Raw genomic sequence first — 13,147 nt, forward strand, 5'->3', positions numbered from 1 at the left:
TATGAGACAAATTGCGTTTTACGGTAAAGGCGGTATCGGCAAATCGACAACCTCGCAGAATACACTGGCTCAGCTCGCGACCAAATTCAAACAAAAAATTATGATCGTAGGCTGTGATCCCAAGGCAGACTCCACCCGTCTTATTCTGAATACGAAGGCCCAACAGACCGTACTGCATCTGGCTGCTGAAAGGGGCACGGTAGAGGATTTGGAGCTGGAGGATGTTGTCCAGAAGGGCTTCGGTGACATTCTGAACGTGGAATGCGGCGGGCCAGAGCCTGGTGTCGGCTGTGCAGGACGCGGCATCATCACAGCCATTAATTTTCTGGAGGAAGAGGGGGCCTACGAAGGGCTGGATTTTGTATCCTACGATGTACTGGGGGACGTCGTGTGCGGGGGCTTCGCCATGCCGATCCGGGAGAAGAAGGCGCAGGAAATCTACATTGTATGCTCAGGCGAGATGATGGCTATGTACGCTGCCAACAATATTGCGCGCGGGATATTGAAGTATGCCAACAGCGGCGGGGTGCGTTTGGGCGGCTTAATCTGCAACAGCCGGAATACGGACCTGGAAGCGGAATTGATTACAGAGCTTGCAAGAAGACTGAACACGCAGATGATCCACTTTTTGCCGCGTGACAATGTTGTGCAGCATGCTGAGCTGCGCCGTATGACTGTTACCCAATATAACCCGGAACATAAGCAGGCTGCGGAGTATGAAGAGCTGGCAGGTAAGATTTTGAATAACGATATGCTGACGGTTCCTACTCCTATTTCCATGGAAGAGCTAGAGGAGCTATTGATGGAATTCGGCATTATTGAGGATGAAGAAACCGCAATTAACAAAGCTGAGGCGTCTGGGCAGTAGGCTGTAGCCAGAAGGCTTAATGACGGAATCATCGTGTGATGGTGGGGGGAGCTGAACGCACAGCTCGCAGGAGGGAGGAATAGGCCAAATGAGCAGTATTGTGGATAAGGGAAAGCAGATCGTAGAGGAGATACTGGAGATATATCCCGAGAAGGCCAAGAAGGATCGGACCAAGCATTTTGAGATCGCGGATGAGGAGCTTGTGAACTGCGGAACCTGTTCCATCAAGTCCAACATGAAATCACGGCCCGGCGTTATGACAGCAAGGGGCTGTGCTTTTGCAGGCTCCAAGGGTGTGGTATGGGGCCCGATTAAAGACATGGTGCACATTAGCCATGGTCCCATCGGCTGCGGGCAATACAGTTGGGGTACCCGACGCAATTATGCGAATGGGGTATTGGGCATTGATAATTTTACCGCCATGCAGATTACCAGCAATTTTCAGGAAAAGGATATCGTGTTCGGCGGAGATAAGAAGCTGGAGGTGATCTGCAGGGAAATTAAGGAGATGTTCCCGCTGGCCAAAGGCATCTCCGTACAATCTGAATGTCCGGTCGGACTGATTGGTGATGATATCGGGGCTGTGGCCAAAAAGATGACAGAGGAGCTGGGCATTCCGGTCATTCCTGTACGCTGTGAGGGTTTTCGCGGGGTGAGTCAGTCTCTGGGTCATCACATTGCCAATGATGCTATCCGCGATTTTCTAATGGGGCGCCGGGAGCTGAAGGAGTGCGGGCCTTATGATGTCTCCATTATCGGGGACTACAATATCGGCGGTGATGCTTGGGCCTCACGCATTTTGCTGGAGGAAATGGGACTGCGGGTCATAGCGCAGTGGTCGGGTGACGGCACGATCAATGAGCTGGGAATTGCCCATAAATCCAAGCTCAATCTGATCCATTGTCATCGTTCCATGAATTATATGTGCACAACGATGGAGCAGGAATACGGAATTCCCTGGATGGAATATAACTTCTTTGGCCCGACCAAGACGATGGAGAGCCTCAGAGCGATTGCTGCCCGCTTTGACGAGACGATTCAGGAAAAATGTGAGCAGGTCATCGCCCAATATATGCCGCAGATGGAGGCGGTCATCCGTAAATACCGCCCACGTCTGGAAGGCAAAAAGGTGATGCTTCTGATTGGCGGACTGCGGGCAAGGCATACCATCGGTGCCTATGAGGATCTGGGTATGGAAATTGTGGCTACAGGCTATGAATTTGCCCATAAGGATGATTACGAAAAGACGTTTCCCGATGTAAAGGAAGGCACTGTTTTGTACGATGATCCAACGGCATATGAACTGGAAGAATTGGCCCAGCGGCTGAATATTGACTTAATGGGCGCCGGAGTCAAGGAGAAATACGTGTATCACAAAATGGGCATTCCCTTCCGTCAAATGCACTCTTGGGATTACAGCGGGCCTTATCATGGTTTTGACGGCTTTAAGATTTTTGCGCGTGATATGGATATGACCATCAATAGTCCAGTATGGAGCCTGCTGCCATCACGGCAGACTGCGGAGGTGTCGGTATGAGCGAGCGTCTGAACATTGTCGATCACAATCAGTTGTTTCGGCAGGATAAATATGTGCGCCAGCGTGAGGAGAAACGGGCTTTTGAGGCCCCTTGCTCGCCAGAGGAGGTTACCGCCACCCTCGAGTATACCAAGACCAAGGAATACAAGGATAAGAATTTCGCTCGTACAGCCGTAGTTGTGAACCCGGCCAAGGCTTGTCAGCCGCTGGGAGCGGTCATGGCTGCGCTGGGCTTCGAAAAAACGCTCCCGTTCATTCATGGCTCACAGGGCTGTACAGCTTATTTCCGCAGCCATCTTGCCCGCCACTTCAAAGAGCCTGTTCCTGCCGTCTCCACCTCGATGACCGAGGATGCCGCCGTATTCGGCGGCATGCGCAACCTCATTGACGGTATAGAGAACTGCATTGCCTTGTATCAGCCGGAGATGATTGCGGTATGCACGACCTGTATGGCAGAGGTGATCGGCGATGATTTGTCTGCCTTCCTGGCCAATGCCCGTCAGGAGGGAGCCCTTCCTGAGGATATGCCGGTTCCTTTTGCCAATACCCCCAGCTTCTCCGGTTCACATATTACAGGCTATGACGCCATGCTGCGCTCTGTGCTGGAGACGTTGTATAACAAGTCAGGCCGGACGCCGCAGCCTGGTCATGAATTGAAGCTGAATGTACTGCTCGGGTTTGACGGGTATACAGGCAATTTTGCGGAAATGCGGCGCATGCTGGGGATGTTCGGCGCTACGTATACCATTCTGGGTGACCACAGCAGTAATTTTGATTCAGGGGCTACTGGAGAGTACAGCTACTATTACGGGGGAACGCCGCTTGAGGATGTGCCCAAGGCCGCAGATGCTGCAGGCACGTTGGCGATCCAGCAGTACTCTCTTCGTAAAACATTAGGTTATATGAAGCAAACCTGGGGGCAGCAGGTGTCCTCCATCTCCACACCGCTGGGCATCCGGGCTACAGATCGGTTGCTTGAGGAGATTAGCCGCTTGTCTGGAAGAGAAATTCCCGAGGCATTGAAGCAGGAGCGCGCCCGAATTGTGGATGCCATGATGGATTCGCATGCTTATCTGCACGGCAAACGAGTAGCTATGGCGGGAGACCCGGATATGCTCATCGGCCTGATTGGCTTTTGTCTGGAGCTGGGCATGGAGCCGGTGCATATTGTTTGCTCCAATGGGGACCGGAAATTTGAGAAGGAAGCAGAGCTTCTGTTGAAGTCCAGCCCTTACGGTGCAGAAGCCACGGTTCATTCCGGTCAGGATTTGTGGCATATGCGTTCGCTGCTGTTCCAGGACCCAGTAGACCTGGCTATTGGTAGCTCCCACCTGAAGTTCGCGGCGAAAGAAGCGAAAATTCCATTGCTCCGTGTGGGCTTTCCGATCTTCGACAGGCATCATCTGCATCGTTATCCGATTATCGGCTACCAGGGTGCGCTAAATCTGCTTACCCAATTCGTGAATACCGTACTGGATGTCATGGAGGAGCAGGCTCCGGATCATAGCTTTGATCTAGTGCGCTAACTGCTGTATCGCGTAGATGGAAGTTGACAGCTTGCTTGTGATTTCAATGGATTCTATCTGAAATAAGGGGGTTGTGCGGATGGAGCCGGCTGTGTCTAACGGAAGGCTGGAGGTATCCTGCGGCAAAAAAATTCCCAAAAGCACGCCCTGTCCCCGGCCTGTGCCGGGGGAGGCTTCGGGTGGCTGCTCCTTTGACGGGGCCCAGATTACACTGATCCCCATTGCAGATGCGGCTCATCTGGTGCACGGGCCGATTGCGTGTCTCGGCAATAGCTGGGAGAGCAGAGGCAGCCTGTCCAGCGGCCCGGAGCTGTCGGCGTATGGCTTCACTACTGATCTTGGAGAACAGGACATCATTTTTGGTAGTGAACAAAAGCTGCATGAATCGATCCGCTACATTGTCAGCCGCTTTGCTCCTCCCGCTGTATTCGTCTATACCACATGCGTCACAGCCCTCACGGGTGAAGATATCGAGGGAGTTTGCAAGGCTGAATCAGAGCAGCTGGGAACGCCGATCATTCCGGTGAACAGCCCGGGATTTGTGGGCAGCAAGAATCTCGGGACCCGGCTGGCCGGAGACGTGCTGTTCCAGCATATTATCGGCAGCACCGAGCCGGAACAGACAACCTCCCATGATATCAATCTCATTGGGGAATACAATATCGCCGGCGAGATGTGGCATATCGAGCGGCTGATGCAGCAGGCGGGAATGAGTATCCTGTCCCGAATTACCGGAGACGGTCGGTTCCGTGAGGTGGGATGGGCGCATCGTGCCAAGGCCAATATGGTCGTATGCAGCCGGGCTTTGCTGGGTCTGGCAGTCCAAATGGAGCGTAAATACGGCATTCCTTATTTTGAAGGTTCATTTTATGGAGCAAAGGAGACGAGTTATTCCTTGCGACAGATGGCTTACCTGACCGGAGATCGTGATGTGGAGCGACGGGTGGATAAGCTGACCGCACGGGAGGAAATGAGGCTATCGCTGGAGCTGGAGCCCTACCGCAAGCAACTGAAAGGAAAGCGGGCAGTGCTCTATACCGGGGGTGTAAAGAGCTGGTCTGTCATTACGGCTTTGCAGGAGCTGGGCATTAAGGTGGTTGGTGTAGGCACGAACAAAAGCACTGCCGAGGATGTATCCCGGATTGCTGACCGTATCGGAGATGATGCGGAATACATCCCGGAAGGCGGCGCCCGGCAGATTCTCAAGACCGTACGGAGCCGCAAGGCAGACATGGTCATTGCCGGGGGCCGGAACATGTATATGGCGCTGAAGGAACAAATTCCTTTTGTGGACATCAATCAAGAACGGCACAAAGCCTATGCGGGCTATGACGGGCTGTTATCTCTGGCGAAACAGCTTGTGCATACGCTACAGCATCCGGTATGGGAACTGACCGCCAAATTGGCTCCATGGGAGGAGGAGACGGAATTTGCCGATTAAATCCGCCACGAAGCCTGTCAGTGTCAACCCGCTCAAGGTAGGACAGCCTTTGGGCGGCGTGCTGGCTCTGCAGGGGATGTATCGCTCAATGCCTTTGCTGCACGGCGCTCAGGGCTGCTCGGCCTTCTCCAAGGCACTGCTGACTCGCCATTTTCGAGAGCCGATTGCCGTTCAGACCTCTGCGTTGCAAGAGATGGACGTTATATTTGATGCAGACCGGAATCTGGAGGAGGCGCTGGATCATATCTGGTCCAAACACCATCCAGATGTCATCGGCGTTATCAGCACGGCCCTCACCGAGGTGGCAGGCGTTGATTTTCAGTCTAGGGTAAAGGCGTTCAAGCGAGAACGGGCATTGAAGGATAGTCTGCTGTTTTCTGTATCGCTGCCTGATTTTCACGGCTCTTTGGAGACGGGCTACAGCAGTACAGTAGAGTCGCTAATGGATGCCGTACTCGGGTTGGCCGGAGGCAAGTCCCCCAAAAAACAGCGCCGGACGCAGGTCAATCTGCTGCCGGCTTCTTATCTGACTGCCGGAGATGTCATGGAAATCAAGGATATTATCGCTTCCTTCGGCCTGGAGGTTATCACACTCCCCGATATCTCCACTTCCTTGTCCGGCCACCTGCTGACAGGTTTTTCCCCTTTGACGAGAGGGGGGACTCCGCTGGATTCAGCCTGCCAGATGCTGGAGTCTTCCTGCACCATTGCCATTGGCGCGAGCATGGAGCGTCCGGCGCGCAGGCTGACTCATGCCGCAGGTATTCCCTACCACTTGTTCACGGGTCTGTCTGGCTTGGCCGCGAGCGATGCGTTCATACATTTTCTGCAGAAAATCAGCCGCGAGCCAGCCCCTGTTCGCTTCCGCTGGCAGCGTGAAAATCTGTTGGACAGCATGCTGGATGCCCATTTCTATTATTCCGGCGCTTCCGCTGTAGTGGCGCTAGAACCGGATCATATGCTGTCGACCGCAGCCTGGCTGGAGGAGATGGGAGTGGAACTGAAACGGCTAATTACACCCTGCAGCACGCCCGCACTGCAAAAGACAGAACGGGAAGTCTGGATCGGTGATCTGGATGATGCAGAGGAGAGCGCGCAGGGCGTTGATTTGTGGATCAGCAATTCGCATGGAAGAAAGGGAGCGGCACGGGCTGGCGCCTCATTCGTGCCGGCAGGCTTGCCGGTGTATGACGAGCTGGGCGCCCACACATCCGTAAGCGTCGGATACCGTGGAACCATGGAGTGGGTGAACAAAGTAGGCAATGTATTGCTTACCGAGAGGGGGAGGGGAGGATGAAGGTTGCATTTGCGACGGAAGACGGTGTGCTTGTGAATGCTCATTTTGGACAGAGTCCCATGTTCACTGTATTCGAAATCCGGCACTCAGGCGTCCAGTTCCTGGAGCATCGGCGGATAGCCCTGGGGAGCGATGAGAACGAGGCGGGCAAGATCGCCAGCCGAATTGGCCTGATCGAGGATTGTACATTGATCTTTCTGGTACAGATTGGCGCTTCGGCCGCCGCACAGGTTACCAAGCGGACCATTATGCCTGTGAAGGTGGCCTTCGGCAGCACCATTGAGGAGCAGGTCCAGCGTCTCCAGAATATGCTGGCTCGCAATCCGCCCATGTGGCTTGCCAAAATCCTGCATGCTGAGGAGGGCAGCGGCAAAGCCGGATCATGAGTCTTCAGTAAGGAAGAATAACCGAAGAGCAACCAGATATGGTGTCAAGATCCTGCGGACCGAATATCTTAAAGGCGGGAGCCGCACATGGAGGGGTGGACGAATGGTACAGCTGCTGGAAGACAGTAGATACGGACGCCAGTTGAAGCTGTTGGGAACGGAAGGTCAGAACAGGCTAAAGCAAGCTACTGTTATGGTCGCAGGCATCGGAGGATTGGGAGGAACAGCGGCCATGTACCTAGCCGCTGCCGGAGTGGGGAAGCTGATATTGGCCCATGAGGGCTTAATCCATCTACCTGATATGAACCGGCAGGTGCTGATGGACAGCGGACGAATCGGGGAGGAACGGATGGAGACGGCATTGCAGCATTTGCATCGTATTAACCCAGAGACCCAACTTGAGGGCTACGCCCACAGAATCACGGAAGAATCCTCTGGACCATGGGTAGAAGCGGCGGATATCGTGATTGATGCACGGTATGACTTTCCGGAAAGATATGCGCTGAACAGACTATGTGTTCGACATGGCAGACCGATGATAGAAGCGGCCATGTACGCCTATGAAGTATCATTGATGACCATTGATCCCGGTAGGACGGCATGCCTGGAATGTCTCTACCCGGAAGGCGGACAGCCTTGGGAGCCTCTGGGATTCCCGGTTCTGGGAGCTACCTCCGGTTTAATTGGCTGTATGGCTGCACTGGAAGCGGTCAAATGGATTACAGATGCGGGCAATTTGTTCACTGACCGTATGTACCGTATGAATGTGCTGGATATGAGTAGCTGCACCATAGCGGTCAAACGCAACCCGCGTTGTCCTTGCTGCGGAACGGGAGGGGATACAGATGAGTCGGTTGCATATTTGTGATACGACACTTCGGGACGGAGAACAGGCTCCGGGCGTTGCCTTTTCAGCCGAGGAAAAAAATGAAATTGCCATCATGCTGGACTCGGCGGGGGTGGAGCAGGCTGAGATCGGAATTCCGGCAATGGGAAAGGCGGAGTGCAGGTCTATTGCCAGGATTGCTGCTCTCGGACTTCAGATGAAGCTAATGACATGGAATCGCGCGGTGTTCACGGATATTGATGCAGCTGAATCGACAGGTGTCGGCTGGGCCCATATTTCGGTTCCCGTGTCGACGGTGCAGATGAAGTCCAAGCTGGGTATGAATCCTGAGCAGGTGACAGAGCTGATCCGCAAGTCTGTCGATTACGGTCAGTGTAAAGGATTGACTGTTTCCGTAGGCTTTGAGGATGCTTCAAGGGCAGATGACTTGTTCCTTGAGCAGTTGGCGAATCAGCTCTATAGGGATGGTATCCGGCGCTTCAGATATGCCGACACGCTGTCCGTTCACCATCCCGCTGCCATAGCTGCCCGTATAGACAGGCTTGTATCGCGCGTGCCGCAGGATGTGGAGCTTGAGATTCACTGTCATAATGATTATGGTCTAGCGCTTGCCAATACCCTGGCAGCTTTGCAGGCGGGAGCTGTCTGGGCCAGTACCACAGTGTCGGGCCTTGGGGAAAGGGCAGGTAATACGGCGCTGGAGGAAGTGGTGATGTCGTGGAGGGACCTATATCAAGGAACCTGCGGCGTCCGTCCCGAACTGCTGAACCCGCTGGCTGCACTGGTGTCCAAAGCCTCCAACCGAATCATTCCCGAAGGCAAGCCAATTGTGGGAGACATGGTATTCGCCCATGAATCTGGCATACATATCAACGGTCTGCTAAAGGAGCGCGCCGCCTATCAGGCCCTTGATCCAACCGAGCTGGGCACTGACCATTCGTTCATACTCGGCAAGCATTCGGGCAGAAGTGCAGTTCAATATATGCTGGAGCAGGAAGGAATCGAGGCAGGCTCCGATGAAATCAAGTTTGTGCTGGAGCGACTTCGCCTAGTCGGTGAAGATCCCAAGCGTGTCATCCATAGCGCGGATTTAAGGCGCTGGCTGCAGTATTATCCGGCAGAGCTACCGAAATAACCGAAAAGGCGTTCCCGTCCGGTAAGTGTGACCGTGACTGGAACGCTTTCTTGTATATCTTTTAATTTCACAACCGGAGTCTCCAATTTGCTGGTTAAACGAAGCCGTTCAGAAGGGTATAATAAAATATAGTGCTGTATAAAGTGCGTATATATGGTTTTACAGCAGGTCTTGATTCATATAACCATGACACGCTGATCTGGAAGGACGGCTATGGGCAATTGGAGGAATGCTTGTGGGAATGATGTTTTCTTTTCTGAAAAAATATCGGGTTCCAGCCATCGCAGCGCTCGTGATGATGTTGCTGGAATTGACGGTAGAGCTATCGCAGCCATATTTGATCTCTAAAATCATTGATGAGGGCATCCGACAGCAGGATTTGTCCGTCGTCTGGTTATGGGGCAGTGTACTGGTGGGGAGTGCCGTTATCGCTTTTATGGCGGGCATATCCAGCTCTTTTTTTGCTTCACATGCAAGTCAGGGCTTCGGCTATGATTTGCGGGAAAAGTTGTACCGTAAAGTGCAATCCTTTTCGTATCCTGTGTTTAAACGTTTTGCCACTTCGTCGCTGATTACGCGCCTGACCGGGGATGTCACGCAAGTACAAGATACGGTGTTTATGAGCCTGCGGTTTATGACACGGGTTCCGCTTGTAGTCATCGGCAGTATTGTGATGGCACTGGTTGTACATTTCAGGCTTGGGCTGCTATTGGCGGTTATGGCCCCGGTGCTGTTCGTGTTTGTGCTGGTGATGATGCGGCGAACGGTCACTTTATTTAAGGGTGTCCAGCGTCGCCTGGATGACGTTAACGGAGTGATTCAGGAGAACCTGACAGGAATTCGGCTCATCCGGGTTTTTGTGCGGATGCGGCATGAAATCGAACGTTTTGCCCATTATGGAGGCGAATTGATGAAAGGGACGGTGTCAGCTTTACGCTGGACAGAAACGACGATGCCGTTCATTTTGTTTACGATGAATGCAGGGATTATTGCAGTACTTTGGTTCGGACGCGGCCAAATTTCCACTGGGGATGCCAGTGTAGGACAGGTGGTCGCAGTCGTCAATTACTCACTGCGTACGATAGGAGCCTTGTCTGCCTTGTCGGGTATCGTTGTTGTATTTTCCCGAGCTACTGCATCTACCGGGCGGATTCGAGAGGTCTTGGAAACATCTAATGAAGATGGGTCAGAGCTGGAGTCTGTTTCAACACATCATACAAGGATTAAGGGACAGGTGGAAATGGACCGGGTGAGCTTTCATTATCCGGGCAGTGATTTGGCTGTACTAAAGGATATCTCTTTTAGGGCGCGAGCGGGCGAGCGGATAGCTATTATGGGGGCCACTGGCTCGGGAAAATCCTCACTTGTGCAGTTGATTACACGTCTGTATGAAGAAGATGAAGGTCATGTGCGCTTTGACGGAAAGGACGCTCGTGAACTGGATGCGTCCATATTACGAGAGGCGATTGGCTATGTTCCTCAAGAGGTACTGCTATTCACCGGCTCGATTCGGGATAATATTGCTTGGGGGCTGGAGAATGCCAGCCTGGAGCAAATTAAGGAGGCCGCACGCATGGCGCAAATCCATAATATGATTGAACGCTTGCCGCAAGGCTATGACACGATGCTCGGGCAGCGTGGCGTCAATCTGTCTGGCGGACAGAAACAGCGGCTTTCGATTGCCCGCGCACTGGTACGTCAGCCGGCAGTGTTGATTTTGGACGACAGCACAAGTGCGCTGGATGTAGGGACAGAAGCAGCACTACTGAATGCACTCGATGGTCTGTCCTGCACGACATTTCTCATTACGCAGAAGATCAGCTCGACCGCATCGGCAGATCAGATTTTACTGCTGGATGAGGGTCGCCTGATGGCAAGTGGAAGCCATGAGCATCTCATGGATAGTTCGGATCTGTATCGGCGTATCTATGAATCACAATATGGAAAGGAGGAGTCGCATGTTTAAGGAACTCATTGAACCGTTCCGTCAGCCTACACCGCCGTCTGGTGTGCTGCGAAATCCGGCGGGAGCTGAAGGACGCCACAAGGCCAAAGCGAAGAACTGGTCTGGCACCTTAGGACGGATATGGGCTTATCTGGCTCGCCGTAAGGCCAAACTGATGCTGGTACTGTTCATGGTCCTGCTCAGCTCCGGGCTAGCTCTGCTGGGTCCATATCTGGTCGGCGTAGCGGTGGATGATTTTCTCGAAGGTCCGGGTGGGCGCACGTGGATTTATTTTCTCATCGGATTAGGAGCTGTATATCTGCTCAACTCGCTGACCTCCTGGCTGCAAAATATCTGGATGATCGAGATTGCCCAAGAGACGGTGTACCGCATGCGTTTCGATCTGTTTTCACATTTGCATCGACTACCGATTCCTTTCTACGGCAAACGTCAGCAGGGAGAGATCATGAGCCGTTTGACCAATGATATCGAAAATGTCAGTTCTACGCTGAACAGCTCCGCCATTCAGATTTTTTCGAGCATATTGACGCTAATCGGTACACTCACGGTGATGCTGTGGTTAAGCCCGCTGATGACCCTGCTGACTTTTATCGTGGTGCCGTTAATGGCTGCCGGGATGCGCTGGATCACACGTCGTACCGGGCCCTTATATAAGGAACGCCAGAAGAATGTGGGCGAACTGAACGGATACATCGAAGAAACGCTGTCCGGGCAGCAGATTATTAAAGCATTTTCGCAGGAAAAGAGAGTCATCTATGGTTTTGGCGAGCGTAATGACCGTATTCGGCTGTCGGGTTTCTGGGCCCAAACGATTTCAGGCTTCATACCGAAGCTGATGAACGGACTGAATAATCTCAGCTTTGCTATTGTAGCGGGGATCGGTGGGATTTTGGCCATTCGCGGCTCCATTACTATAGGTACAATTATTGTATTCGTAGAATATGCCCGCCAGTTCACCAGACCGCTGAACGATTTGGCTAACCAGTGGAACACCCTGCTGTCTGCCATTGCCGGAGCTGAGCGTGTATTTGAAATATTGGATGAAGATGAAGAGTCCAAGGATGAACGCGGCGCAGTGGAAGTAGGGCATGTAGAGGGGGCGGTGCGGTTTACGGATGTTTCCTTCGGTTATGATGAGGGAAGCGCTACGCTGGAAGGTATTTCCTTTGAAGCCAAACCTGGTGAAATGATCGCACTAGTCGGCCCGACCGGGGCAGGGAAAACGACACTGATCCAGCTCCTTTCCAGATTCTATAGCCCCGACAAGGGAACGATTACGCTGGACGGGCGCGACATTATTACCATCCGGCGTGAAAGCTTGCGTTCCCGTATGGCATTTGTGCTACAGGACTCCTTCCTGTTTCAGGGGACGATTCGTGAAAATATCCGCTTCGGCAGACTGGACGCCACCGATGAGGAGGTTGAACAAGCATCGAAATTGGCCAACGCCCATTCCTTTATCATGCGGATGAAGGACGGATACGACAAGGTGCTGGAAGTGAATGGCAGCGGCATCAGTCAAGGGCAAAAACAGCTGCTGGCTATTGCCCGTGCTATTTTGGCCAACCCTTCTATCCTTGTACTCGACGAGGCAACCAGCAGCATTGACACCATTACAGAGATGAAGATACAAGAAGGACTGGAGCGGCTTATGCAGGGTCGAACAAGTTTCGTCATCGCGCATCGGCTGAATACCATTCGTAAGGCTGACCGGATTTTGGTCTTGAAGGATGGCCGTCTGGAGGAGCAGGGTTCTCATGATGAACTGCTGGCTCACAAAGGCTTTTACAGTGATTTATATTATGGTCAGTTGAGAAAGCAAAGCTCTTAAGCGGCTCGCGATTAACAGCTTTGCAGGTATACTTAAAAAGGACTACCTACCCCGGGGTGGTCCTTTTTAAGTATGCCTTTTTATAGGTACGTACTCCTAAAGGTCATTGTTCTGGTTTTGGCATGGGAATTGGGAGAAGACATGTGACACGGGTTCACCCAAGAAAGCTCCTGCTAAATTGGTAGAACAAATAAGAGGCATGTTACAGGAGTTTGCAAAACAGGAGCCCAATAGCTAGGCTTAATAGGTTTGTATTTTTATTTACAATGGCCCCTATTTCAGCTAATATGGTTTACACATAGTAAAGGGTTAC

Annotated in this window: 10 protein-coding genes; all 10 read left to right on the top strand. The window is 52.6% G+C overall.

The window, feature by feature from the left end:
• The first annotated feature begins 1 nt into the window (after position 1).
• Positions 2–868 carry a nitrogenase iron protein gene (gene nifH / locus WA407_RS09575; RefSeq protein WP_061831012.1) on the top strand — a complete coding sequence of 289 codons (867 nt, stop codon included), beginning with the start codon at positions 2–4 and terminating at the stop codon, positions 866–868.
• A gap of 88 nt (positions 869–956) precedes the next feature.
• Positions 957–2,405: a nitrogenase molybdenum-iron protein alpha chain gene (gene nifD / locus WA407_RS09580; RefSeq protein WP_254329408.1), complete on the top strand. Its 1,449-nt coding sequence runs from the start codon at positions 957–959 to the stop codon at positions 2,403–2,405.
• Positions 2,402–3,931, top strand: a complete 1,530-nt coding sequence (gene nifK, locus WA407_RS09585; RefSeq protein WP_250267580.1) for a nitrogenase molybdenum-iron protein subunit beta — start codon at positions 2,402–2,404, stop codon at positions 3,929–3,931. Before nifD ends, nifK begins: the two co-directional genes overlap by 4 nt.
• 79 nt (positions 3,932–4,010) lie before the next feature.
• Entirely contained in the window at positions 4,011–5,372 is a 1,362-nt protein-coding gene (gene nifE, locus WA407_RS09590; RefSeq protein ID WP_235307478.1) for a nitrogenase iron-molybdenum cofactor biosynthesis protein NifE, read from the top strand.
• A complete protein-coding gene (gene nifN / locus WA407_RS09595) occupies positions 5,362–6,669 on the top strand; it encodes a nitrogenase iron-molybdenum cofactor biosynthesis protein NifN (RefSeq protein WP_336077248.1) in 1,308 nt (435 codons plus the stop codon). The genes nifE and nifN overlap by 11 nt, the downstream gene beginning before the upstream one ends.
• Positions 6,666–7,055 (top strand): NifB/NifX family molybdenum-iron cluster-binding protein, encoded by a 390-nt coding sequence (locus tag WA407_RS09600; RefSeq protein ID WP_061831022.1) that lies wholly within the window; start codon positions 6,666–6,668, stop codon positions 7,053–7,055. The genes nifN and WA407_RS09600 overlap by 4 nt, the downstream gene beginning before the upstream one ends.
• A gap of 103 nt (positions 7,056–7,158) precedes the next feature.
• Complete coding sequence (locus WA407_RS09605) at positions 7,159–7,923, top strand: HesA/MoeB/ThiF family protein (RefSeq protein ID WP_336077249.1); 765 nt, start codon at positions 7,159–7,161, stop codon at positions 7,921–7,923.
• Positions 7,901–9,037 carry a homocitrate synthase/isopropylmalate synthase family protein gene (locus WA407_RS09610; protein ID WP_336077250.1) on the top strand — a complete coding sequence of 379 codons (1,137 nt, stop codon included), beginning with the start codon at positions 7,901–7,903 and terminating at the stop codon, positions 9,035–9,037. Before WA407_RS09605 ends, WA407_RS09610 begins: the two co-directional genes overlap by 23 nt.
• Before the next feature lie 241 nt (positions 9,038–9,278).
• Positions 9,279–11,003 (top strand): ABC transporter ATP-binding protein, encoded by a 1,725-nt coding sequence (locus WA407_RS09615; RefSeq protein ID WP_336077463.1) that lies wholly within the window; start codon positions 9,279–9,281, stop codon positions 11,001–11,003.
• On the top strand, positions 10,996–12,834 hold the full coding sequence (locus WA407_RS09620; RefSeq protein ID WP_336077252.1) for an ABC transporter ATP-binding protein: 1,839 nt from the start codon (positions 10,996–10,998) through the stop codon (positions 12,832–12,834). The genes WA407_RS09615 and WA407_RS09620 overlap by 8 nt, the downstream gene beginning before the upstream one ends.
• Positions 12,835–13,147 lie beyond the last annotated feature (313 nt).

Origin of the sequence: Paenibacillus sp. 203, assembly GCF_037027525.1 — a bacterium.
Taxonomy (GTDB): domain Bacteria; phylum Bacillota; class Bacilli; order Paenibacillales; family Paenibacillaceae; genus Paenibacillus; species Paenibacillus polymyxa_B.